The organism is Flavobacterium weaverense, from assembly GCF_003688495.1.
GTDB classification, from domain to species: Bacteria; Bacteroidota; Bacteroidia; order Flavobacteriales; family Flavobacteriaceae; genus Flavobacterium; species Flavobacterium weaverense.
This window is the reverse complement of record NZ_REFH01000010.1, coordinates 379,189-403,832: the sequence shown is the minus strand read 5'-3', so window position 1 is coordinate 403,832 and position 24,644 is coordinate 379,189. Positions and strand designations below refer to the sequence as shown.

Sequence of the window (24,644 nt, the reverse complement as noted above, 5' to 3'; positions counted from 1 at the left end):
TAATGAATTTATCCATACTCATACCACTTCTCAACGAAGAGGAATCACTTAAAGAATTGTACACTTGGATTATTAAAGTGATGCAAGAAAATAATTATAGCTATGAAATTATTTTTTTAGACGACGGTAGTACTGATGATTCGTGGTCCATTATTGAAAGTTTTGCACAAGAAAACACTGCTGTTAAAGGAGTTCGTTTTATGAAAAACTTTGGAAAATCTCAAGCTCTACATGCTGGATTTGCTAAAGCGCAAGGTGACGTCATCATTACTATGGATGCGGATTTACAAGATAGCCCTGAAGAAATTCCTGGACTGTACGAAATGATTGTCAAAGGCAAATATGATTTAGTCTCTGGTTGGAAAAAGAAACGATACGATTCAGTAGTTGCTAAAAATCTGCCTTCAAAATTATTTAATTGGGCTGCTAGAAAAACATCAGGAGTAGAATTGAATGATTTTAACTGTGGTCTAAAAGCATATAAAAATATCGTTGTTAAGAACATCGAAGTTTCTGGGGAAATGCACCGTTATATTCCTGTTTTAGCAAAAAATGCAGGTTTTGGAAAAATTGGTGAAAAAGTAGTCCAACATCAAGCTAGAAAATATGGTGAGACTAAATTTGGTATGGAACGATTTGTTAATGGTTTCCTTGATTTAATTACCATTTGGTTTCTTTCTCGCTTTGGCAAACGACCTATGCACTTATTTGGCGCCATAGGATCGCTGATGTTTATTATCGGTTTTATAGTTGCAGGTTTTATTGGTGTTGCAAAATTGTATCATATGTATAATGACATGCGCTATACATTAGTAACTAACAATCCGTGGTTCTACATCGCACTGACTTCAATGGTTTTAGGGACACAATTATTTCTTGCTGGTTTTCTTGGCGAGATAATTTTGCGCACTAAAAACAACGAAGAACGTTATAAAGTGTCGAGCGAAGTGAATTTTTTGTAAATTAGAATTCTGATTTAAAATTGAATCAACATTCGCAACTAAAATTGATGCAAAACTTAAATATAAAACAACAATACGCTTGACTTACCCATTTATCTTATAAAATATTGAATATAATACATTTTTAGCTGTAATTTTTCGAGCAAACAAGATTTCAAGAATATGAAAAACTTATTTCGCGATTAATTATATGAGGTGCGCTAGATAATTAGAAGAATAACAAAATAATTTAGAAATTAGATTTGCTGACAAAGAAGATCTAATGCAACTAAAACCAATTTTTTTAGTTGAGTTTAACGGATTAAATTCTCGAAATCAGAAATGTTCTTTTTTAGATAAATAATACAAAATCACTCAAAATGGAGATCAAACAAAACATATTAGACGCTGTAAATGAATGGTTAACACCAACATTTGATAACGAAACTCACGTTGCAATTAAGGAATTGATGACTACATCTCCTGCAGAGTTAGAGGAAAGTTTTTATAAAAATTTAGAATTTGGTACAGGCGGAATGCGCGGTGTGATGGGCGTTGGTAACAATCGCATTAATAAATATACTCTTGGAAAGAGTACACAAGGCCTTTCTAATTACATGCGCCAAGTATTCCCTAACAAAGATTTAAAGGTTGCAATAGCTTTTGATTGTCGTCACAACAGCAAATCGCTAGCTAAATTAGTTGCTGATGTTTTTAGCGCTAATGGAATTTCAGTTTATCTATTTTCTGATTTACGTCCTACTCCCGAGCTGTCTTTTGCGGTTAGACATTTAGGTTGTCAAGCTGGAATTGTGCTTACTGCTTCTCATAATCCACCCGAATACAATGGTTACAAAGTGTATTGGGAAGATGGTGGACAAATTGTTCCTCCAGAAGATGAAGGTATAATTGCTACTATAGAAAATTTAAATTATAACGAAATTAAATTTACAGCTAATGAAAGTTTGATTCATTATATTGATACAGAAGTTGATAAAGCATTTATAAAGTCTTCAATCGAAAATGCAAGTTTTAATACTTCGGCTGAAGCCAAACAAAATTTAAAAATTGTTTTTACATCGTTACACGGTACATCAATAACATTAGTCCCTGATGTTTTAGCTCAGGCAGGTTACACAAATGTTCACATTGTTCCTGAACAAGCAGTCCCTAATGGAGATTTCCCAACAGTTAAATCACCTAATCCTGAAGAACCAGAAGCATTAGCTATGGCTACAGCATTAGCTGAAAAAACAAACTCAGATATCGTGATTGGTACTGATCCTGACTGCGACCGATTAGGAGTTGCTGTTCGAAACAACGAAGGTGAAATGACTTTATTGAATGGAAACCAAACCATGATATTAATGACTGCTTTTCTATTAGAACAATGGAAAAAGCAAGACAAAATAAATGGGAAGCAATTCGTAGGTTCTACAATTGTCTCTACTCCTATGATGATGGAGTTAGCAACTAGCTATGGTGTAGAATGCAAGATCGGATTAACAGGTTTTAAATGGATTGCAAAAATGATAAAAGACTTTCCAGAACTTGAATTTATAGGTGGTGGAGAAGAGAGTTTTGGATTTATGGTAGGTGATGCCGTTCGTGATAAGGATGCAGTTGCTGCTACTTTATTAATTTGCGAAATGGCCGCTCAAGCTAAAGCAAAAGGAAGCACAGTTTACAAAGAGTTATTAAAACTTTATGTAGATAATGGATTTTATAAAGAACATTTAGTTTCATTGACTAAAAAAGGAATGGACGGTTTGCAAGAAATCAGTCAGATGATGATTGACATGAGAGAAAATCCTTTAAAAGAAATAAATGGCCAACGTGTTATTATGTTAGAGGATTATCAGTCTTCAACTGCTACAAACTTATTGGATGAGGAAGTTACAACTTTAGATATTCCAAAATCAAATGTATTGATTTACTATTTGGAAGATGGCTCTAAAATTTGTGCGAGACCAAGTGGTACAGAACCTAAGATAAAATTCTACATCAGTGTAAACACAGAATTAGAAGATGTCGAAGATTTTAAAGAAGTAGAAAACATCTTAGACAATAAAATAAAAAACATTATTGCAGCGATGCAATTGAGTTAATTACAATACAATAATTTTTCTGAGAGACCCGACCCGCTTTAAAACCGGTCGGGTCTTGATGGTAAAAAAAACATAATGAGTAATTTTAAGAAAATTTTCCCCTTTATAGTTCCTTATAAAAGATATGCTTACTTAAATATTTTTTTTAACGTTCTCTATGCCCTATTTAGTACTTTGTCTTTCATGGCGCTGATACCAATGATGCAGGTTTTATTTGACCAAACAAAGAAAAATACAGTTCTACCATTGTACAATGGATATGTAAGTACTAATCATTTTTTTGAGGATGTAAAAACGTATTTTGAAAGCACTAAACTATTCTTAGAAAATTCTTTGAGCTACTATATTACAACTACTACTGCAGCAAACGGTGTAGGATATACGTTGTCAATAATGGTGGGAGTAATAATTTCGATATTTTTACTCAAGAACCTATTTGATTATCTCGCAATGTTTTTCATTACCTTTTTAAGAAACGGTATTTTGAAGGATATGCGAAATGCGATGTATAAAAAAACAATCAACTTGCCATTAGCATTCTTTTCAGAAAAAAGAAAGGGAGACGTTATTTCTAGAATTTCTGCAGATGTAAACGAGGTTCAAACTTCGTTCTTATCGATTCTTGAACTCATCGTCAAGGAACCATTAACAATTATCTTCACCATCATTGCAATGCTTTCGATCAGTGTAAAACTGACATTATTTGTTTTTATTTTTATTCCCGTTTCTGGTTATATTATATCATTAATTGGAAAACAATTAAAAAAGCAATCGACAAAGGCACAACAAGAACAAGGAATCTTTTTATCAACTATTGAGGAAACATTGGGCGGACTTAAAGTTGTAAAAGGATATAATTCTGAAAATCATTTTTACAAAGTTTTTCAAGAATCAACTCAGCGCTTTTTCAATTTATCAAATAGCATAGGAAATCGTCAAAATCTAGCTTCACCAGCGAGTGAATTTATGGGAATAATGGTTATCGCTATTCTATTGTGGTATGGTGGACACATGGTTTTAATTGAAAAGACACTTAATGGAGCTTCTTTTATTGCTTATATGGGACTTGCTTACAACATTCTAACTCCAGCAAAATCAATATCTAAAGCTTCTTATGCGGTAAAGCGCGGTAATGCCGCAGCAGAGCGCGTTTTAGAAATTTTAGACCAAGAAAATTCAATTACTAGCAAAGTAAATGCCATTAAGAAAGACACATTTGATAGCAATATAGTAATCAAAAACGTCAACTTTAAATACGAGGAAGAAAGTGTTTTGAAAGATTTTTCTTTAGAAGTAAAAAAGGGACAAACCGTTGCTCTCGTGGGACAATCTGGTAGCGGTAAAAGTACAATTGCTAATTTACTAACTCGATTTTACGATGTAAACGAAGGGACAATTTGTATCGATGGTATAGACATTAAAGATATGAATTTACGATCTCTTCGTGATTTAATGGGTCTTGTTACCCAAGACAGCATTCTATTTAATGACACTATTAAAGCAAATATTGCTCTAGGTAAACACGATGCGACAGATCATGAAATCATGGAAGCATTGAAAATTGCGAATGCTTATGAGTTTGTAAAAGATTTACCTCTAGGTATACATACAAACATTGGCGACAGTGGAAACAAACTTTCCGGAGGGCAAAAACAACGTTTATCTATCGCAAGAGCTGTTTTGAAAAACCCTCCTATAATGATATTAGATGAAGCTACATCAGCTTTAGATACTGAGAGTGAGAAATTTGTTCAAATAGCACTTGAAAACATGATGCAGAATAGAACGTCGATAGTCATTGCGCATCGTCTTTCAACTATTCAAAAAGCTGATTTAATTGTAGTGATGAAGAAAGGAAGAATAGTCGAACAAGGTAAGCATGACGAACTAATAGCACTTAATGGAAATTATAATAAATTAGTATCCATGCAATCCTTTGAGTAATAACTTACTGGTAAAGCACCTTTTATAAAAACAGATTGAAATGTACATTCATAATCCAAACATAAAACTACCTGAGGATCCCAATACTATTATATGGAAGTACCTTGATCTGTCAAAATTTTTGGATTTATTGATGTCGCAAAAGCTATTTATGTCTCGATCGGATAAATTTGAAGATCAGTACGAGGGAACTTTTAGCGAACCTACTTTTGAAGAAATTAAAAAACTTTCCATCGATAATCCTGGGTTCTTAAAGTTTTATAAAAGTCATCGAGAAAAAGTGGCTATTAGCAGTTGGCACATTAATGAATATGAATCGTTTGCTATGTGGCAAATATTCACTCAAAATAGTGAAGGATTAGCTATTCAATCCACAATAGGAAGATTGCAAAAATCCCTTGCTCAAGAAGCAAATTTTAAGCAATATATAGGCGAAGTAAATTATATTGATTACAAAAAAGAACACATTCCATTTGATGATATGTTCTTTCCTTTCTTATTCAAACGAAAAAGTTTTCAATATGAAGGTGAAGTCCGCATCATTACAGACATTGGCGATAGCGCAATAAAAATTAATGAAGGACTTAAAATAAATGTAAACATTGATGAGCTAATCGAAAAAATATACATTCATCCAAAATCAGAGAATTGGTATAAAAATTTAGTTATCCAATTAGTAAAAAAGCTTGACTTCGATTTCACAATCGAAAAATCAGATTTAGAAAGTGATATTTTAATTTAAGAATAGAGCTTAAACGGGTTCGTAACTAATTATCTTCCATTCTTTATTTGACAAGTCGATATAATAATAATTGACAGCATCCTTCTTATCAAATTCGCCGTTTTTATTCGTATCCTCAACAGTTCTGTAATATAATCGATTTCTAGAAGTAATCAATTTCCAGTCGATTAACTCTTGATAATCAGTTGAAATCTTGGTAAATCTATCGCCACTAATTTCGCTTAAATACAGAGCTTTGATATCACTTGTATCTAATCTTCCATCTTTATTAGTATCCATATCAAACATGGTGTAAACCATGACTTGACTGTTCGTTCGATCAGCAACCGACTTTAAATAAGTAGCTGTTTGTATTAAAACTGGTTTGTCAGTTAATTTATGAATTGAATCCGAATCAATTTTTTGAAACTTTATATTCTGCAAATAACCTGTTATTTCAAACTCACCATAATTAGAAATAGTAAAACTTAAATCATTCACATTTGAAGAGCCATAACGCGCCTTAATTCCTTTTTCACGAATACTTAAGTCAGCTACAGGATGCAATAAATAATCCGTTCCATCCATTTGAATAGGTAAATCAGCAATTTGTATTTGCGAAGAATCAGCTCTTATAGATTCTTTTGTCTTAATTGTTTGATCATAAGTTACTTTTGGTTTTTCAACTTCTTCTTTGCAACTACTAAAAAGCAAAACTGTAATTCCTATGAGTGTTATATGTAGTTTTTTCATATTGTAATACTATTAAAATTCAAATGTAAGCATTTTTAAAAAACGGTAACCGTTATTAGCGCTGATTTAACGAATTCAATAAACCTGAAAATCTCTTTAAAACTGAGATTTTGCTTGACTACAATTTAGCCGTTAATTTCACATTAAAAACACGCGTGGTCATATAATTAGGAATTGCATATTGATTTTTCGAATAAACATCTCTCACCCACGTATTTGTAATTGCATTTTGGTTATTAAATAGATTAAATATTTCTAATCCCACTGCCAGTTCTTTAAAATTATTTAACCAATCACTCTTTCTTTTTCCCATTTTACTATCAATAAGCACCTTAAAAAATCCAACGTCCACACGACGATAATCATTCAATCGGTTTTGGTACAAATAAGAATCTGCATACGATGGTGAACCACCTGGCAATCCTGTGTTGTAAACCAAATTCAAGTACAATTTCAAGCTTGGAATATTTGGCATATAATCTTGAAACAACAACCCAAATTTCAAGCGTTGATCAGTAGGTCGTGAAACATATCCTTTTTCATTACTGTTTTCCTCTGTCTTTAAATAACCAAAACTTATCCATGATTCAGTTCCAGGAACAAATTCGCCATTAAGTCTAACATCTAATCCCTGTGCATATGCTTTTGCATTATTATTAGCTGCATAGCGAATGCGAACGTTATCAATAGTGTACGTATTTACGTCAGTGAGTGACTTATAATAAATTTCAGATACTAATTTAAATGGACGAGTCCACATCTTAAAACTATAATCATTACCAACAACAAAATGTACTGATTGTTGTGCTTTAGTATCTGGTTGAACGACCGCTTCTGCATTTCGTAACTCTCTATAAAATGGCGGCTGATGATATAATCCTCCCGATATTCTAAAAACCATATCTTTTTCCCAATTTGGTTTTACTGCAAATTGTGCTCTTGGGCTGAAGGTAGTTTGTGACTTCCCTTGCAGAGTTTCCCCTTGAACTTCCCAGTTGTGTGCACGAATTCCTGCATTATACGAAACTTCAGTTGAACCAACAGTAGATTTCAAACTCCATTGAAAATAACCTGAAAATCTATTGATCGAATTAAAATTAGTTGCTCGCACATTTTGATATGGTAAAAGAGGACCAACATATGGATTATAAGGTTGATCATTTTTAGGCAAATTAAGAATTGGTGGATTTACTGAAAATCCAGCCGAATCAATTACCTCCCATTCTATAATTCGATCTCTGATCGACTCTCGAGTGTATTTAATTCCCCACTCTAATTGACTTTCCTTCCAGTCATGAAATCCTTTAATCTCCGTATTGACAATTAATGCGTCTAAGTCATTTCGAGCATGATTCAATTGTGATCCTATTCCGCTTGTATACGCAACATCTCCAAAATTTTGCGACCCAATACTAGAATCCACTTCGCCAATTCGGTACTGTGCAAAAATATCAAAATACTCTTGTTCCAAAGTGTGAAATATCGAACCTATGAACTTTAAAGTAAAATTATCTGTTGCGTTAAATGTTGTTTTTAATGCTCCAAAATAAGTATCGTACTTATCTTTTTCTTGTCCTTCGTAAAAAACAGTTAGCAGCATCGGGTTATCTATAGTTCCAAACCGAGTCTGTCGTGTTAAAGGTCGGTATTGGTATTTGTTTTGTGAAATATTACCTAAAAAACTCCATTGCCATTTGGGTGAAGCAGTGTAATTTATATTCGTTTGAATATCTGCAAACGAAGGCGTAAAATTCGTTTGTGTTTCTTGACTTTTAACTAAAAGACTGTTGTTGCGATAACGAGCACCAGTGACAGCAGACCATTTTTTATCTTTAGAAACGGCATCTACATACAGGCTTCCGCCAAGAAAACTCGCTTCTATCCCTGCTCCAAAATTTGTCGGCTTTCTATACGTTATGTCCAAAACGGAAGATAATTTATCTCCAAACTTGGCTTGGAAACCTCCAGCTGAGAAATCTACATTTTGAACTAAATCAGTATTTGTAAAACTAAGACCTTCTTGTTGCCCAGAACGAATTAAAAAGGGACGATAAACCTCAATTTCATTAACATAAACCAGATTTTCATCATAGTTACCACCACGTACGGCATATTGTGTACTCAATTCATTATTTGAATTTACTCCCGGCAGTGTTTTTAAAATATTTTCGATTCCTGCATTCGCACCTGGGATTTTGCGCATCATTTCAGGCTCTATGGTCGTTACACCAGTAACCACTTTTTTATTATTTGATGAAACAATTACTTCTCCCATTTGTTCTTGTTGATCACTCATAACGGGATTAAATTCCTTGTTTTCATTAGCACTTAAAACAAAACTAACGGAAATCTTTTTCAAAGAAACATGCGTAAAAACTAGAGTTATTTTTTGATTTGCAGGGACCTTTAAATCATAAAAGCCGTTTTTATTAGATTGCGTTGCCATATTGAGATACGAAACATTTACGTTTTCTACCGGCTCGCTATTTTTATCTAAAATAACACCTTTAATTCGAGCAGTCTGAGCCGACAAATTCAAACTCAACAGGAATAAAACATATACAGAAAAGAATTTGATTGCACTCAAATGATATTACTTTTTGTGATTTCTAAAAAAACGAGTCTCAAAGGTAGTTGAATTTCCTACATTGTCAGTTACTACAACTTTTAATTCGTTAGCTCCATCAGCAACAATTCCGTCTTCAAAAAAATGAGTTAGTTTTCTTGTTTTATTATCGTATTCCATAAGAATCCATTTTCCATTTAAATATCCATTATACGATTTTATACCAGACAATTCATCGGATATAGAAACTTGAATTGTTTTTTGAGAGCTAATCCACTTTCCTTCGACAGGAGTGGCAATACTTATTCTAGGCGCTATATTATCGCTTACTAAAGCATAGTTTCCTAAAATTCTAGACTTAGTGTTAAACGTATTTCCTTTTCTATACGTCGAGTTATAGTTTATCTTCTTACCGTCAATTCTTCCAATAAACATTTTCTCTTTCTGAGCTTCTGTAGATTTTAAATCTTCAATAGTAATCGTAAAATTAGAATGAGCTGGAACAGTATCATCGTGAAGAACCAAGGTATCATTCTTAATTGCAAAGTTAAATTCGAAATCTTCGTAGAAAGTTCCCGCAGGGAAAAATACGGACATATTGCCAAGTGCAAAATTGCTGTCTTTGTTCGCTTTAATAAAATAATTAGACTGAACAGGTTCTGAACCTATAATAGTAGTTAACAGGTCATATTGAATGGGAATAGAAATAGTTCTTTTGTTACCAAAAAAATCTGAAACTTCTATACGATAAAGCGATGTAACATTTGGTGAAACTTGCAAAACTCCATTATTACTATCTGCTTTAATAATACTTAAATTATATGGGGTTTTCATGTACAGTTTCTGAACACGCTGTTGTAATTTTTTATATCTCGAATAATCTACTAGAGCATTGATGTAACGCATTTCGTCAAAAGAGTACGTATTAAAGTCATAACCAAAATTAGGTTTTCCGTTGAAAAACGACTGCACTTTATAAACTCCGTTGTTATTGAACGAAACATCGTCAGTATCATAAGTTGAAACACCAAAACCAATCGCTCCATTAGAAACCACCTTTTCAGAAAGATAGGTACCATCTTTTTGCAAAGAGAGATTAAGCATTAATGGTCGCTTCGCTCGGTTTACTGTTGTTTTAGCATTAAGAGGATAAACGTAAACACCAGAAACAGTAGGTTTCTTGGTATCCTTTATAAATTTATCATAACCAAAAAGCATCGGATTGATAACATACTCCGTTTTTGAATCCCTAAATTCAAAGTGAAGATGTGGACCTTCAGATGATCCAGTATTACCTGAAAATCCAATAATCTGACCCTTTTTTACAGTCATCTCATCTGGTTTGAAAAACATTTCAATCTCAAAACTCTTTTCCTTATAATGTGTATTCTTAATATACTTTTCTATATCACCATTAGCCGTTTTTAAATGACCGTACACCGAAGTATATCCATTGGGATGATTGATGTAAATCGCCTTGCCGTTACCAAAAGTTGAAATTTTAATTCGGGAAACATATCCATCTGCTACAGCATAGACATTTAAACCTTCTCTTTGCTGCGTTTTTAAATCGAAACCAGCGTGAAAATGATTGGGTCTCAATTCCCCAAAGTTTCCAGACAATTGCATTGGGATATCTAAAGGCGATCTAAAGTAATCTTTTGGATATTCGACCTGAGCAAAAACTGAGAAGCTAAAAAATAAAAAAAGTACTGAAAATTTCATTGTTTTACATTTTTGCTAAGATAAAAAAACTAATCAGAATTGCAGTAAAAAAAAATGTTTATAACTATTTGCGCTACTGATAATTATCTAAATTAAGACAAAAAAAATAATAAAATATTGCAAAATTAAAAAGGAATACTAACTTTGTATGATTATGTAATGAATAAGATATATAATGAGTGTAATTGCAGAAATTATTGATACTCTTGAAAATAAAGTCGAAAAACTTTTCATTAAAATGAAAAGTTTAGAGAAAAATAATCAAGATTTAAAAAGTGAATTAATAAATACTGCATCGATAATACAAACTCAATCTGAAGAGATTCAGTCATTGAAATCACAGTATGAAACACTCAAAATAGCCAGTTCATTATTAGGCAGTGACGATAATAAAAGAGATACAAAGCTTAAAATAAATTCATTAATTCGCGAAATAGATTATTGTATAGCACAACTATCAGATTAAGATAAGATATGGACGAAAAGCTTAAAATTAAAATATCGATAGCAGACCGGGTTTATCCTTTAACGGTAGATCCCTCTCAAGAAGAAGGGCTTAGAAGCGCTTCTAAAAAAATTGATAAAATGATTAAGCAATTTGAAGAAAATTACGCCGTACGTGATAAACAAGATGTATTGGCGATGTGTGCCCTACAATTTGCTTCGCAAACAGAACAAAAACAAATTGATAATGCTATTGACGGTGAAGCAACCATCGAGAGAATTAAAAAAATCAATGCTGTTTTAGATCAATATCTCGACAAATAAACGTTCTTTACAAAAACTAAGATACTGCCTACATTAGTTCACAATTGGTAAACTCAACACTAACAATTTAGAATGAGCAAATCATCACTACTAAAGCATGCCACGCTTCGGCGAGGAAACTTGAACAGTGAGTTAGCTCAAAACTTGTCTTTTCGAGTTTATTCAAGCAATTAATGTAGGCTTTTTTTATATATAAATTTTAACAAACATGGACATATTAACGATCGTAATCTCAGGTATTATAGGTATTGCAGCGGGTTTTGGGATAGCCAAATTAATAGAAAAAAGCAATATTTCTAACTTAATAAAAAATTCTAAGAAAGAAGCAGCTTCAATTTTGAAAGATGCTAATCTCGAAGCAGAAAACATAAAAAAAGATAAAATTCTTCAAGCAAAAGAAAAATTTATCGAATTAAAATCAGAACATGAACAAGTGATTTTATCACGTGATAAGAAAGTTGCTGAAATAGAAAAAAGAGTTCGAGATAAAGAATCTCAAATTTCAAATGAATTATCGAAGGCTAAAAAAGTGAATGATGATTTTGAATCTAAAACTTTAGAATACAGCACTAAGATTGAAAGTTTAGACAAGAAACAATCAGAAGTTGACCGTTTACATAAAAGCCAATTACAACAGTTAGAAGTAATCTCAGGATTATCTGCAGAGGAAGCTAAAAATCAGTTGGTAGACGGGCTAAAAGCAGAAGCTAAAAGTTCTGCAATGGCACACATACAAGACACGATTGAAGAAGCTAAGCTAACAGCTCAGCAAGAAGCAAAGAAAATCATTATCAATACGATACAGAGAGTTGGAACAGAAGAAGCAGTTGAAAACTGTGTATCTGTATTTAACATTGAATCGGATGATGTAAAAGGTAGAATCATTGGTCGTGAAGGTAGAAATATACGCGCGCTTGAAGCTGCTACAGGGGTAGAAATTATTGTAGATGACACACCTGAAGCAATTATCCTTTCTTGTTTTGATCCAGTACGAAGAGAAATCGCTCGTTTAGCCTTACATAAATTAGTTACTGATGGTCGTATTCACCCTGCACGTATTGAAGAAGTAGTTGCTAAAACTGCTAAACAAATTGATGACGAAATTATTGAAGTTGGTAAACGTACTGTTATCGATCTAGGAATACATGGATTACATCCTGAATTGATTAAAGTAGTAGGTCGTATGAAATACCGTTCGTCTTATGGACAGAATTTACTACAACACTCTCGTGAAGTTTCAAAACTGTGTGGAATTATGGCTGCTGAGCTTGGCTTAAATGTAAAATTAGCTAAAAGAGCAGGTTTATTACACGATATCGGAAAAGTACCAGATGCTGAAAGTGATTTACCTCATGCATTGTTAGGTATGCAATGGGCTGAAAAATTTGGTGAAAAAGAAGAAGTTTGTAACGCTATTGGAGCGCACCACGATGAGATAGAAATGAAATCTTTATTATCTCCTATCGTACAAGTTTGTGATGCTATTTCAGGCGCGCGACCTGGAGCTAGAAGACAAGTATTAGATTCTTACATTCAACGTCTTAAAGACCTTGAAGAAGTTGCTTACGGGTTTAACGGAGTTAAGAATGCCTATGCTATTCAAGCAGGTAGAGAATTACGTGTTATTGTAGAAAGTGAGAAAGTATCAGATGAAAATGCTGCTTCCCTATCATTTGACATCTCTCAAAAAATCCAAACAGAAATGACTTATCCTGGGCAAGTAAAAGTTACTGTTATTCGTGAAACGAGAGCAGTTAATATCGCTAAATAAAAATTACAAAATAGTTTTAAAAAAAACTTCTCATTGCTGAGAAGTTTTTTTTTGCTTTATTATTAGAAGGCGTTTCTTGTACTTAAATTTACGATGCAGAATAATTACTATGATTCCTATAAGATGTCTTTAAACACTACTTTAAAGGTTGAACCTACGCCTACTTCACTTTCAACAGCGACAGTACCATTCATCGATTCGATTTGATTCTTTGTAAGATGTAAACCTAATCCTCTAGCATCATCGTGTTTGTGAAACGTTTTATACATTCCGAAAAGTGAGCTACCATGCTTTTCTAAATCTATTCCAAGGCCATTATCAGAAATTGACAATGTTTTTTTACCATCTTCGATCGAAAATGAATATTTAATACTCACGCCACGTTCAACACAGGAATACTTAATAGCGTTTGTCGTAAAGTTTAGTAATACGCTCTCTAAATACGCCGGATTAAAATCTACATAGGTTTCTGAATCGATATCATTTATGATGGTTACTTGATCATAGTTTTTGACATTCTTTATCAAATCTAAAGTCTTATTTAAATAATGTTTTAAATTTAGAGATTTGATTGGAATATTAGAATTACTTTGAATCAGCACAAGCTGCGTCAAATTTTCGATTGTTTCATTCAAATCATTCGAAACAGTTCGCAAATCAAACAGCATTTCTTTAGTACTCTCTGAATCATCATCAGCTTCTATAAAATCTAGTATAGATTGAATATTTCCAGCTTGCGTATTTAAATTATGAGAAACTATGTGCGAAAAATTTAAAAGTCTGCTATTTTGTTTACTGTATAATTCCATTGTTTTTACTAATTCCAACTCTCTTTCTTTCTGAGCAGATATATCAGTATGAGTTCCAATTACGCGCAGTGGTTTCCCATTATCATCACGCTCAATAACTTTACCTCTATCTAAAATCCATTTGTAATTTCCGCTCGATGTTAATACTCGATGCTGGTTTTCGTAATAAGGAGTTTTATTAGCAAAATGCTCTTCAATATCTGAGTAATATTTTTTTAAATCATCTTCATGTACAATTTGATCCCATCGTTCAGGAGTATCAAAAACATCCAATGAAGCTTGCTCTAAAATTTTCATTGATTGTGAAGAATAGAAAACGGTATTGTTGACGACATCCCAATCCCAAACACCAGCAGTTGATGCTTCCAAAGCAAACTTAAAGCGTTCTTCAGAAATTTTCACCTGTAACTGTTGCTTCTTGATTTCTGTCACATCAGAAATTCTTCCGTAAAAGGCAATGTTCCCATCAGGATAAAGCTCCGGTTTTGATGAAACTTTTAACCATCGCATCCCTTTTTTAGGAAGTGATACACGGAATTCATATTCCCATCTTTCAAGTTTACGTTTTGCTTCTACCAAAGAATCAAAAAATGGAATTCGATCCGCTTCAAATATTCTTTCGTAGACAAGAAATTTATCACTATCATTAAAATTATTAGAGGATAATTCGAAAAGCTCATTTACTGATTTACTTACTAAAGGAAACAGGTAGGTGTTGTCAGGAGTGATCACAAATTCAAATATTAAATCAGGAATTTCCTCAAACAGTTTACTGTAAAATTCATTTACCTCTTGGCAATTTCCGTTATTAATAAAGTTCGAAATCATAGCGCTTTAGATAAGGTATTATTGTATCACAATTTACTCAATAATTTTTTATTTATGTGCTAAAATATGAATAAATTCTTATCTTTTTAAACAAATTTTGGAATATTTGATTAGAATTATTACTACGTTTTGATGAATAAAAATTCACGACGAGTATGATAAATAAGTATATTAAATAACTACTTTCTAGGATGAAAGGAATTTAAAACTTCTGTCAAAAATTTCCTATCAAGATGTACATAAATTTCAGTAGTGGTAATTGATTCATGTCCTAACATTAATTGGATAGAACGCAAATCTGCTCCGTTTTCTAGTAGATGCGTAGCAAAAGAATGACGGAAGGTGTGTGGGCTTATTGTTTTGTTTAAATTTATTTTTACAGCTAAGTTTTTTATGATTGTAAAAATCATAGCGCGCGTTAACTGTCGTCCCCGCCTATTTAGGAATAAGGTGTCTTCAAATCCTTTTTGTATAGAAACATGGTTTCGAACTGTTTCTCTATATATTTGAATGTACTTTTGAGTTATATCACTTATAGGAACAAAACGCTGTTTATTTCCTTTTCCAGTAATTTTGATAAATCCTTCGTCAAAGAATAAATCAGAATTTTTTAAAGTGATTAATTCTGAAACTCTCAATCCACAACCATAGAGTGTTTCAAGCATTGCTCGATTTCGCTCTCCTTCATTGGATGTTAATTCAATTGCGTCAATAAGTTGGTCAATTTCCGCTACAGATAAAGTATCTGGGAGTTTTCTACCTGTTTTGGGCGTATCAATAAGATCTAGTGGGTTGTCTTTTCGATAATCTTCAAATATTAAGTAGTTAAAAAAGCTTTTAAGTCCAGAGATTATTCTCGATTGCGAGCGCGGATTTACTTCCTTCGAAACGCTATAAATAAATTGCTGCAAACACTCTTCTGATATATTGATTGGAGATATTTCTATCTTATTTTGGGTTAAATGTAAAAGTAGACGCTCGATATCATAGGAATAATTATCAATCGTGTTGACCGAAAGTCCACGCTCAATTTTCAAATATGACTGATAACTTTTTATATACGAATTCCACTCCATCAATACAAAGTAACAACTTTTTAAGCAAAAAAAAACCTCTCAAAATGAGAGGTTTTAAATTGATATCTAATAAAATTAGAATCTGTATCCAACACCAAAGCTTCCTGCAGCGAATGGATTAGCAACATTTCCATTTAAGTCAAAACCAAAGTTCGAAGAACTTTTAGCTCCTGGAGCATCAACTTTAGAAGTATTGTAGCTTAAAATGTTTCTTAAACCAAAGTTCAATACGATTCTTTCTGTTACGAAGTAGTTAAGACCTAAACCTACTCCAACTGCTGTACCATTAGATTTAACTTCAGCATTTCCTAAACCTGATTTTGCACTTCCAAAATCAATGTTAGCACTACCGTAAGTTTTAAATCTTTTTCCTAATTCTAGGAAGTAATAACGTCCAAATACTCCAGCATTAAAACTAGAACTTTTTGAAACATCAACTCCGTTTAATTCACCTTTAGCGCTACCAACTCCTACTTGAACACCAATTGCTACATTATCACTAATGAAGTAACTAACTTTTGGAGAAAATTGTACAGAATTTGTTTTTGCGTTTGTGTTTTTGTTATCCGTAGAAGTAAAACCTAAATTACCTTCAACAAAGATGTCATTCTCTGCAAATCCGAAAGTTTTTGCTGAATCATTTTCGCTTTGAGCGTTAGCAAAACCAAATGCTAGTACAGCTGCAGCTGTAAAAATTAAATTTTTCATTCTTTTATTATTTTTAAAAATTAAAAGTGCAAATATAGACCTAAACAATCTAATTTTAATCGCTTTTACCCAATAATATTAGCTCTTTTTGTCAGTAAAAAATTATAAATATAAAAAGGTAAAGTAACTATTTGTTGGACAGCTTGATACAATACTATTCTAAATTTAATTACGTAAAAAAAGTCTTTTTTGACTGAATTATAAGGATTTTCATAGGAGCATTGTTAAGGCAGAAAAAATACAAATTATGTGTAAAATTGGGACATCAGTGGCATTAATATCCCTTTAAATACCGTCACTATTACCACTTAGGAGTAAATAAATTATTTATTCGAAAAAAATATAAAAATAAACACATCTAAAATAGTTCTCGAATATTTAAGTAAAAATCGTCCAAAATACTTAAAAGCAAAGAGTTATCAAATAATAAACTAGATTCAAATTAATTATAAGTTACATGACACGTTAAACTTGGTCATATTATGATTTATTGGAACAGTTCTTGAAATGGAGGATGTTAATTAGTAAACAATAATTATTAAACTAAGTAGTTTAATAAAAGACCCATTTCAAGTATTAATAAACATTAAATTAAAAATTATGAAAAGAGTAATTCTAGCAGCAGTAGTTCTATTAGTAGGTTCAGCAACTATGCAAGCGCAGTCAGTACGTTTTGGTTTTAAAGGTGGTTTAAATTTTGCAAATCAAACTGGAAGTGAAATCAGAGTAAACAGCACTAATTACAAAACTGATGCGATTACAAGCTACCACGGAGGTTTGATAGCTGAAATAAAATTAACGGAAGGTTTTGCAATCCAACCTGAATTGCTATACTCAACTGTAGGTGCATCTTATAAAAACGCAGTAGAGGAATTTGAGAATGAGTTAGGTTATTTGTCTATTCCCGTTATGGCTAAAATAAGCTTAGGTAAAGCGGTTAGTTTAGACCTAGGACCTCAAGCTTCTATTTTATTGAGTGAGAAAAATAAATTTGATGCAAAAAATGCAGAGACTTTTGATTTTGGATTAGCAGGCGGATTAAGTTTTAATATCACTGATAATTTCTTTTTACAAGGTCGTTACGTTTTGGGTTTAACAGACGCATCTAAAGAAGCACAAGTTAAAAACTCTGTAGTTCAAGTTTCTGCAGGATTTAAATTCTAAAAAATATAAAAATTAAATTTTTCAAAACCGTTCTATAAATTAGAACGGTTTTTTTATTTTTACAAAAAAGGAATTATGAAAATTATTATCATCAACGGACCAAATTTAAATCTTTTAGGAAAACGCGAACCAGAAGTTTACGGTAGCCTAACTTTCGAAGAGTATTTTACCACTTTACAAATTCAATTTCCAACCATAGATTTATCGTACTATCAAAGTAATATCGAAGGAGAGTTAATAGGGAAGATACAAGAATTTGGATTTTCATACGATGGAATAATACTTAATGCTGGCGCTTACACACACACTTCTATAGGAATAGGTGATGCAATCAAAGCAATTACTACTACTGTAGTTGAAGTACATATTTCCAATACATTTTCACGTGAAAGCTTTAGACACCAATCCTATATTTCAGGAAATGCTAAAGGTGTAATTCTGGGCTTTGGATTAAAAAGCTACGAATTAGCAATACAATCGTATTTGTAAGATCATGAGCATATAAATCTCTACTGTAAATGTTTAACAAATAATTAATACGCTATTTTTAAACTTCTTCTATTTTTGTGAGAGAAATAACTTTCATGAAAACAAACTACTTATTACTATTATTTTTCTTTTCGATTATAAGCACTGCACAAATAAAAGGAACCGTTTCAGATGAAAAAGGAAATCCACTTCCTTTTGTAACCATTCTTCAACAAGACACCTACAATGGTACCAGTACAAACGAGCAAGGATATTTTGAGTTCAATTTAAAAGGAAAAGAAAACGCTACAGTAATCTTTCAATATTTAGGTTTTAAAACGCAAAAAATAAAAATTGATAAGCTTCCTTATACACTAGACATCAAAATGATTGAGGAAAGTTTCTCACTTAATGAGGTAGTGATAAATAAGAAAATTAATCCCGCTCTTGCGATCATAAAAAATGCAATTGCTAGTAGAAAACAAAATACAGAGAAAACTAACAGATTTAACGCTGATTTTTATTCTAGAGGGATTTTCAAATTAAAAAATGCACCCAAGCAAATATTAGGTCAAAAAATTGGTGATTTAAATGGCGCACTAGATTCAACAGGAACAGGAATTATTTCACTCTCTGAAACTTTTTCGAAAATATCCTTTGAGAAGCCTAACAATTTAAAAGAAATAGTCACAGCCTCAAAAGTTAGCGGTAGAGATAATGGATACAGCTACAATACTGCCCGATCTTCCTTCTACGATTTCTATGACAATACCGTTGAATTTGGTATAAAAATGATTTCTCCAATCGCTACTAATGCATTCAATTATTATAATTACAAGTTAGAAGGGACCTTTTTTGACGAGAATAACACTATGATCAACAAGATTAGAGTTATTGCAAAGCGAGATAGTGAACCCGTTTTTGAGGGTTACATATACATAGTTGAAGATTCATGGGCAATTTATGCTGTAGACTTAAATATAAAAGGGTACAGAATGAAAGAAGAATTTGTTGACCAAATGACCATAAAACAGAACTTTAGCTATAATCGCAATAATAAAATTTGGGCAAAAAACACTCAAAGTCTTGATATTGAAGCTGGAGCATTTGGTATAGGATTCACTGGAAAATTTAATTACGTCTACAGTAATTATGAATTTATCAAGGCATTCATTCCAAAAACATTTTCGAGCGAAATTACTCGTATCGAAATTGATTCAAATAAAAAGGATAGTCTTTTCTGGAATAGCAATCGACCAATTCCTTTGACTGTAGAAGAGAACACCGATTATAGTAGAAAAGACAGTATTTATAAAGTTAGAAATTCTGAAAAATATCTTGATTCAATAGATAAAAAAGGTAATAGATTCAAAATACTAAAGTTAGTTATGGGATACACGTTTAAAGATAGCCAAGAGAAATACAGTCTTAGTTATGAAGGACTGCTAAATTTAGGATCATTTAGTTTTAATACTGTTCAAGGTTACAATTTCGATTCTGGCTTCAAATATATTAACAGAAAAAATTTAGAAAAAAAAGGAGCTTACACTTCTATTAGCACCAAATTTAATTATGGAATCGCAGAAGATCGACTACGTGCTACGGGGCAATTTTTGCATCGTTTCAATAATCAAAATTATGCCACTTTGTATATTTCAGGTGGAAGCACAGTCAAGCAGTTTAATGCTACTAACCCTATTAGTGAAATAGTCAATACTGTTAGTTCTCTGGCTTTTAAGAATAATTTCATGAAATTGTATAATTTAGAAGCAGCAGGCATTGGCTATAGCCAAGATGTTGCCAATGGAGTAAATATAAACGGTAAGTTAGAATATCAGCAGCGTAAACCACTATCTAATAATACTGACTATTCATTTTTTAGTAAGAATGATTTGTACACATCGAATAATCCTTTAGCTCCAAACGACTTTATAACTCCAGCTTTCGACACACATCATTTAACCAAAGCAACGATAAACGCTAGAATACATTTTGGAAATACATATTCTTCTAGACCAGATGGTAAATTTAATATTCCAAATGAAAAATATCCCACTCTTTATATAGCGTATGAGAAAGCATTCGCATCAAATGAAAAGAAATACGAATTTGATCATTTCAGTACGAGAGTTACGTATGATTTAAAATTAAGTAATAAGGGTGTTTTAGGTATCAATATAAAAGCTGGAAAGTTTCTAAATGCAGAAAACATCTCTTTTATCGACTATAAACATTTCAATGGTAATCAAACTCATGTAGGACAAACAGAGCGTTATTTGAATGTCTTTAACTTGCTTCCTTACTACTCTAACAGTACAAATAATTCCTATTTTGAATTGCATGGTGAGTACAACGATAAAGGTTATATTATGAACAAAATTCCATTACTTAATAAATTAAAATCTACATTAAACTTAGGTTTCCATTCGCTTTCTACACCAGAAAATAAACCATATACTGAAGCGACAATTGGATTAGACAATTTAGGATTTGGTAAATTTAAAATGTTACGAGTTGATTATGTTCGATCGTACCAAAATGGTTTTCAAGGTGACGGAGTAGTCTTTGGATTAAAATTTTTAAATATTTTAGAATAATTTTATTCCAAAACCTATCTTGAGGAAAGTAAATAAATAGAATAGCATCAATGAGACAGAAATGTAATAATACATTTATTCATCATTTATAACTACACTTAATTTTAAAAATAAAGATATTTTTTAACTACAAAAAGACTAAACGAGAAATTATTAATTTTACAATACTCTTTAGTTTTTGAGATTTAAATCTACTCATTTGGCTCTACATGAATCAAAACATGTCCAAGCTCCGGTATTGTCTCCCTCAAAGTGTCCTTCAATTTATGTGCAAGATCATGTCCTTCTTTTACTGAAATCTTTGAATCCACTGTAGCATGCAAATCAACGTGATATTGCATCCCTGCTTTTCTAATAAAGCATTTTTCAGTGTCTAAAATCCCATCGACTTTTAAAGAAACGACTCTTATTTGCGCAATTAAATCATCATGTAAATTCTCATCCATAATTTCGCCTAAAGCGGGACGAAAAATTTTGTAACTATTATACAATATGAATCCAGATGCAAAAAGTGCTGCCCAATCATCAGCTGCTTCATAACCATCACCTAAAAAAAGAGCGATTGAAATACCAATAAATGCTGCTACAGAAGTGATCGCATCGCTACGATGATGCCAAGCGTCTGCTTTCAACGATGAACTATTTGTTTCTAAACTTTTCTTCATCACCACTCGATACGAATATTCTTTCCATATAATTATGGCGCCTAAAACAATTAAAGTCCAAGGTTTAGGGAGCTGATGTGGAGTTTGAATATTAATAATACTTTCATAAGCAATTATTGTCGCAGACGTAATTAGAAAACCCACTACAAGAAAAGTAATTAATGGCTCTGCCCTTCCGTGACCATAAGGATGATTTTCATCTGCAGGTCTGTTCGAATATTTAATACCAAACAGAACTAAAAATGAAGCAAAAATATCAGTAGTAGATTCTATTGCATCTGCAATCAGAGCATAAGAATTTCCAAAAAAACCAGCTAAGCCTTTTACAATAGCCATACACGTATTTCCGATAATACTAAAATAAGTTGCTCGTATTGCTGTTTTTTCGATTGACATTCTATCTTTTATAAATTACATTAAAAATAAAATCGTTTAAGTAAACCCAATTGAATTTAAAATCCTGTTTGGTTCACTTAAACGATATTTTTTATTGAAGAGCGTATTTACTCCCTTACTATTTTGGCTCCTATAGCTCTCAATCGTTCGTCTATAGCTTCGTAACCTCTATCAATTTGCTCAATATTTTGAATTGTACTTGTTCCTTTTGCAGAAAGCGCAGCGATCAATAAAGAAATTCCAGCACGAATATCAGGAGATGACATTGTTGTAGCTTTAAGTTGTGATTTAAAATCATGCCCCATAACCACAGCACGATGCGGATCACATAACATGATCTTCGCGCCCATATCAATCAGTTTGTCAACAAAAAACAATCTGCTTTCAAACATTTTTTGGTGAATTAAAACATCACCTTTTGCTTGAGTTGCAACTACAAGAACGATACTCAGTAAATCTGGAGTAAATCCAGGCCAAGGTGCATCAGAAATTGTAAGTATAGAACCATCAATATCAGTTTTCACTTCATATCCATCCACGTGAGCAGGAATATAAATATCGTCTCCTCGACGTTCTAAAGTGATACCAAGTTTTCTAAACGTAGTAGGAATTAATCCTAAATTATCCCAACTAACATTTTTAATGGTAATTTCAGATTTTGTCATAGCAGCTAGACCTATCCAACTTCCTATTTCAATCATATCAGGAAGAATTCGGTGTTCGCACCCGCCTAAAGTTGTAACTCCTTCAATCGTTAATAAGTTAGAACCAACTCCTGAGATTTTAGCACCCATAGAGTTTAGCATTTTACACAACTGTTGCAAATATGGTTCGCAAGCAGCATTGTAAACAGTTGTTACGCCCTTAGCTAAAACAGCAGCCATAACAATATTAGCAGTACCAGTAACTGACGCTTCGTCAAGTAACATATCAGCACCAGTTAAACCTTCATTTGCTTCAACACCGTAAAAATGATCTTCTCTATTGTAACGGAATTTAGCTCCAAGATTTATAAAACCTTCAAAATGCGTATCTAATCTTCTTCGGCCTATTTTATCTCCACCTGGTTTTGGGATATATCCTTTTCCAAAGCGAGCTAATAAGGGACCAACAATCATGATCGAACCCCGTAATGAACCACCTTCTTTCTTAAAAGCTTCGGTTTCTAAATAGTCAATATTTACTTCGTCTGCTTGAAAAGTGTACGATCCATGACCGTTTTTTTGAATTTTTACACCCAAATTTCCAAGAAGCGTAATTAGTTTATTAATGTCAATAATATCAGGAATATTGTTGATAATCACTTTTTCAGGTGTTAAAAGAACAGCACACAAAATTTGTAATGCTTCGTTTTTAGCTCCTTGTGGCGTGATTTCACCTTTAAGACTAATGCCTCCTTCTATTTTAAAAATTCCCATCTTCTATTTATATTATTGGTTATTATTTATGATTAAATTGCTTGTACTATGAGCAACATCCTTAAAAAATAACTGTTTTACAAAGGTTTTCTATTTTGATTTTTATGCGCTGGATTTGGCTTTCCGCTTTTTGGATTCTTATTGCTAAGAATTTTGGGTTGGCCTATCGGTAGAATTTTATTCGAAACTCGTTTATTCGTTCTTAGTAAATCGGTAGTATTTAATAACTCCTCTTCACTTTGAAGCAAATTTAATTTACCATCTGAAAGTTCATATAAATGTTCAAAAATGACATCATCCTTAACGGTGTCTTTATTCCAACTCAAATATGATTTCTTCATGTGATTAGCAATTACTTTTACTAATGCACTTTTCATATCGCCATCTTCCCATTTATTTGCCACATCAATCATGTATTTTATGTTGTTACCATAAAACCTGTATTTAGGAAAATTTTGTGGATAAGGAAGCATGTCAGGTTTCAACTGTAATACTTCACGAGAGGGAATTGGATAAGGAGAATCAGCTACCAATTTAAAATCAGACATAACAAAAAGCTGATCCCATAATTTGTGCTGAAAATCTAGAACATCACGTAAATGCGGGTTCAAACTTCCCATAACTTGAATAATGTATTTTGCAGCTTTATTGCGCTCTACATCATCTTCAATTTTTGTTGCTTGATCTATTAGTTTTTGTAAATGGCGGCCATATTCAGGAATAATTAAATGAGATCGCTCTGCATTGTATTCCAAATGATGCACCACATCGTTTGAATTTTCTTTAATATATTTTGAATTCATATTTGAATTTATATTTTTAAATTTAGCCGACAATTAACCTCTTGATTTAGAATCATTTCAGCTTGTCATTTAAAATTATATTTTTTATTTAAAGGGAAACAATACCTTCAATTGTAGAAACTTCGAGGTATTTATCTACTATTTCTTGAGAATCTTTCATCGTAACATCGATGGATATGCTAGTGAATTTTCCGGTTTTAGATTTTCTAGTATTGATAACGGCTCCCATACAATCAAATGCAGCTTCAACACGCGCTATATTATCATCTACTGTAGGTACAATAAATTTAAACAAGTATATGCTTGGCCATGTATTACTCATATCCAACTCTACTTTTAATCTATCATAGAATTCTTTAGTCTTGTTATCCATTTTCTATCTTAAATAAGGGCAAATATACGGTTTCATTAGTAA

20 protein-coding genes are annotated in these 24,644 nt (G+C 32.3%); 10 read left to right on the top strand and 10 right to left on the bottom strand.

Going from position 1 to position 24,644, the window contains the following annotated elements:
* Positions 1-2 precede the first annotated feature (2 nt).
* From BC961_RS11615 to BC961_RS11600, 4 genes are all read left to right on the top strand, one after another.
* Entirely contained in the window at positions 3-962 is a 960-nt protein-coding gene (locus BC961_RS11615) for a glycosyltransferase family 2 protein (protein ID WP_121926016.1), read from the top strand.
* 359 nt (positions 963-1,321) lie between these two features.
* Positions 1,322-3,049: a phospho-sugar mutase gene (locus BC961_RS11610; protein WP_121926015.1), complete on the top strand. Its 1,728-nt coding sequence runs from the start codon at positions 1,322-1,324 to the stop codon at positions 3,047-3,049.
* A 75-nt stretch (positions 3,050-3,124) separates the two neighbouring features.
* A complete protein-coding gene (locus BC961_RS11605) occupies positions 3,125-4,993 on the top strand; it encodes an ABC transporter ATP-binding protein (protein WP_121926014.1) in 1,869 nt (622 codons plus the stop codon).
* A 40-nt stretch (positions 4,994-5,033) separates the two neighbouring features.
* On the top strand, positions 5,034-5,735 hold the full coding sequence (locus BC961_RS11600; protein ID WP_121926013.1) for a hypothetical protein: 702 nt from the start codon (positions 5,034-5,036) through the stop codon (positions 5,733-5,735).
* Positions 5,736-5,744: 9 nt separating this feature from the next.
* Here the strand turns inward: BC961_RS11600 and BC961_RS11595 are convergent, their stop codons facing one another.
* The 3 genes from BC961_RS11595 to BC961_RS11585 all read right to left on the bottom strand — a co-directional run bounded on the left by BC961_RS11595 (position 5,745) and on the right by BC961_RS11585 (position 10,758).
* Positions 5,745-6,467, bottom strand: coding sequence for a hypothetical protein (locus BC961_RS11595; RefSeq protein ID WP_121926012.1), 723 nt, complete (start codon positions 6,465-6,467; stop codon positions 5,745-5,747).
* Between the two features lie 118 nt (positions 6,468-6,585).
* Positions 6,586-9,054 (bottom strand): TonB-dependent receptor, encoded by a 2,469-nt coding sequence (locus BC961_RS11590; RefSeq protein WP_245980914.1) that lies wholly within the window; start codon positions 9,052-9,054, stop codon positions 6,586-6,588.
* A gap of 6 nt (positions 9,055-9,060) precedes the next feature.
* Positions 9,061-10,758 (bottom strand): M23 family metallopeptidase, encoded by a 1,698-nt coding sequence (locus tag BC961_RS11585; protein ID WP_121926010.1) that lies wholly within the window; start codon positions 10,756-10,758, stop codon positions 9,061-9,063.
* Positions 10,759-10,933: 175 nt separating this feature from the next.
* On the opposite strand from BC961_RS11585, the gene BC961_RS11580 reads away from it, so the two are divergent.
* From BC961_RS11580 to rny, 3 genes are all read left to right on the top strand, one after another.
* Positions 10,934-11,224: a hypothetical protein gene (locus tag BC961_RS11580; RefSeq protein WP_121926009.1), complete on the top strand. Its 291-nt coding sequence runs from the start codon at positions 10,934-10,936 to the stop codon at positions 11,222-11,224.
* An 8-nt stretch (positions 11,225-11,232) separates the two neighbouring features.
* Complete coding sequence (locus tag BC961_RS11575) at positions 11,233-11,526, top strand: cell division protein ZapA (RefSeq protein WP_121926008.1); 294 nt, start codon at positions 11,233-11,235, stop codon at positions 11,524-11,526.
* Between the two features lie 208 nt (positions 11,527-11,734).
* A complete protein-coding gene (gene rny / locus BC961_RS11570) occupies positions 11,735-13,297 on the top strand; it encodes a ribonuclease Y (protein WP_121926007.1) in 1,563 nt (520 codons plus the stop codon).
* Positions 13,298-13,413: 116 nt separating this feature from the next.
* Here the strand turns inward: rny and BC961_RS11565 are convergent, their stop codons facing one another.
* From BC961_RS11565 to BC961_RS11555, 3 genes are all read right to left on the bottom strand, one after another.
* Positions 13,414-14,934: a PAS domain-containing sensor histidine kinase gene (locus BC961_RS11565; protein ID WP_121926006.1), complete on the bottom strand. Its 1,521-nt coding sequence runs from the start codon at positions 14,932-14,934 to the stop codon at positions 13,414-13,416.
* Positions 14,935-15,113: 179 nt separating this feature from the next.
* Positions 15,114-16,010, bottom strand: coding sequence for a site-specific tyrosine recombinase (locus BC961_RS11560; RefSeq protein WP_121926005.1), 897 nt, complete (start codon positions 16,008-16,010; stop codon positions 15,114-15,116).
* A gap of 75 nt (positions 16,011-16,085) precedes the next feature.
* Positions 16,086-16,718, bottom strand: a complete 633-nt coding sequence (locus BC961_RS11555) for an outer membrane beta-barrel protein (RefSeq protein ID WP_121926004.1) — start codon at positions 16,716-16,718, stop codon at positions 16,086-16,088.
* Between the two features lie 600 nt (positions 16,719-17,318).
* On the opposite strand from BC961_RS11555, the gene BC961_RS11550 reads away from it, so the two are divergent.
* From BC961_RS11550 to BC961_RS11540, 3 genes are all read left to right on the top strand, one after another.
* The gene (locus BC961_RS11550; RefSeq protein WP_121926003.1) at positions 17,319-17,882 is read left to right on the top strand and encodes a porin family protein; all 564 of its coding nucleotides are present in this window, start codon (positions 17,319-17,321) and stop codon (positions 17,880-17,882) included.
* Between the two features lie 75 nt (positions 17,883-17,957).
* On the top strand, positions 17,958-18,371 hold the full coding sequence (locus tag BC961_RS11545; RefSeq protein ID WP_121926002.1) for a type II 3-dehydroquinate dehydratase: 414 nt from the start codon (positions 17,958-17,960) through the stop codon (positions 18,369-18,371).
* Positions 18,372-18,466: 95 nt separating this feature from the next.
* On the top strand, positions 18,467-20,947 hold the full coding sequence (locus tag BC961_RS11540) for a DUF5686 and carboxypeptidase regulatory-like domain-containing protein (RefSeq protein WP_121926001.1): 2,481 nt from the start codon (positions 18,467-18,469) through the stop codon (positions 20,945-20,947).
* 191 nt (positions 20,948-21,138) lie between these two features.
* Here the strand turns inward: BC961_RS11540 and BC961_RS11535 are convergent, their stop codons facing one another.
* From BC961_RS11535 to BC961_RS11520, 4 genes are all read right to left on the bottom strand, one after another.
* A complete protein-coding gene (locus BC961_RS11535) occupies positions 21,139-22,008 on the bottom strand; it encodes a cation diffusion facilitator family transporter (RefSeq protein WP_121926000.1) in 870 nt (289 codons plus the stop codon).
* A 107-nt stretch (positions 22,009-22,115) separates the two neighbouring features.
* Positions 22,116-23,426 (bottom strand): UDP-N-acetylglucosamine 1-carboxyvinyltransferase, encoded by a 1,311-nt coding sequence (murA, locus tag BC961_RS11530; RefSeq protein WP_121925999.1) that lies wholly within the window; start codon positions 23,424-23,426, stop codon positions 22,116-22,118.
* A gap of 77 nt (positions 23,427-23,503) precedes the next feature.
* Entirely contained in the window at positions 23,504-24,229 is a 726-nt protein-coding gene (locus BC961_RS11525; protein WP_121925998.1) for a DUF4290 domain-containing protein, read from the bottom strand.
* Positions 24,230-24,317: 88 nt separating this feature from the next.
* Complete coding sequence (locus tag BC961_RS11520; RefSeq protein WP_121925997.1) at positions 24,318-24,602, bottom strand: DUF493 family protein; 285 nt, start codon at positions 24,600-24,602, stop codon at positions 24,318-24,320.
* Positions 24,603-24,644 lie beyond the last annotated feature (42 nt).

What these genes read in the sequence shown, in the direction of transcription:
- BC961_RS11615 (WP_121926016.1), top strand. Translation starts at nt 3, where the DNA reads ATGAATTTATCCATACTCATACCACTTCTCAACGAAGAGGAATCACTT.
- BC961_RS11610 (WP_121926015.1), top strand. Translation starts at nt 1,322, where the DNA reads ATGGAGATCAAACAAAACATATTAGACGCTGTAAATGAATGGTTAACA.
- BC961_RS11605 (WP_121926014.1), top strand. Translation starts at nt 3,125, where the DNA reads ATGAGTAATTTTAAGAAAATTTTCCCCTTTATAGTTCCTTATAAAAGA.
- BC961_RS11600 (WP_121926013.1), top strand. Translation starts at nt 5,034, where the DNA reads ATGTACATTCATAATCCAAACATAAAACTACCTGAGGATCCCAATACT.
- BC961_RS11595 (WP_121926012.1), bottom strand. Translation starts at nt 6,467, where the DNA reads ATGAAAAAACTACATATAACACTCATAGGAATTACAGTTTTGCTTTTT.
- BC961_RS11585 (WP_121926010.1), bottom strand. Translation starts at nt 10,758, where the DNA reads ATGAAATTTTCAGTACTTTTTTTATTTTTTAGCTTCTCAGTTTTTGCT.
- BC961_RS11580 (WP_121926009.1), top strand. Translation starts at nt 10,934, where the DNA reads ATGAGTGTAATTGCAGAAATTATTGATACTCTTGAAAATAAAGTCGAA.
- BC961_RS11575 (WP_121926008.1), top strand. Translation starts at nt 11,233, where the DNA reads ATGGACGAAAAGCTTAAAATTAAAATATCGATAGCAGACCGGGTTTAT.
- rny (WP_121926007.1), top strand. Translation starts at nt 11,735, where the DNA reads ATGGACATATTAACGATCGTAATCTCAGGTATTATAGGTATTGCAGCG.
- BC961_RS11565 (WP_121926006.1), bottom strand. Translation starts at nt 14,934, where the DNA reads ATGATTTCGAACTTTATTAATAACGGAAATTGCCAAGAGGTAAATGAA.
- BC961_RS11560 (WP_121926005.1), bottom strand. Translation starts at nt 16,010, where the DNA reads ATGGAGTGGAATTCGTATATAAAAAGTTATCAGTCATATTTGAAAATT.
- BC961_RS11555 (WP_121926004.1), bottom strand. Translation starts at nt 16,718, where the DNA reads ATGAAAAATTTAATTTTTACAGCTGCAGCTGTACTAGCATTTGGTTTT.
- BC961_RS11550 (WP_121926003.1), top strand. Translation starts at nt 17,319, where the DNA reads ATGAAAAGAGTAATTCTAGCAGCAGTAGTTCTATTAGTAGGTTCAGCA.
- BC961_RS11545 (WP_121926002.1), top strand. Translation starts at nt 17,958, where the DNA reads ATGAAAATTATTATCATCAACGGACCAAATTTAAATCTTTTAGGAAAA.
- BC961_RS11540 (WP_121926001.1), top strand. Translation starts at nt 18,467, where the DNA reads ATGAAAACAAACTACTTATTACTATTATTTTTCTTTTCGATTATAAGC.
- BC961_RS11535 (WP_121926000.1), bottom strand. Translation starts at nt 22,008, where the DNA reads ATGTCAATCGAAAAAACAGCAATACGAGCAACTTATTTTAGTATTATC.
- murA (WP_121925999.1), bottom strand. Translation starts at nt 23,426, where the DNA reads ATGGGAATTTTTAAAATAGAAGGAGGCATTAGTCTTAAAGGTGAAATC.
- BC961_RS11525 (WP_121925998.1), bottom strand. Translation starts at nt 24,229, where the DNA reads ATGAATTCAAAATATATTAAAGAAAATTCAAACGATGTGGTGCATCAT.
- BC961_RS11520 (WP_121925997.1), bottom strand. Translation starts at nt 24,602, where the DNA reads ATGGATAACAAGACTAAAGAATTCTATGATAGATTAAAAGTAGAGTTG.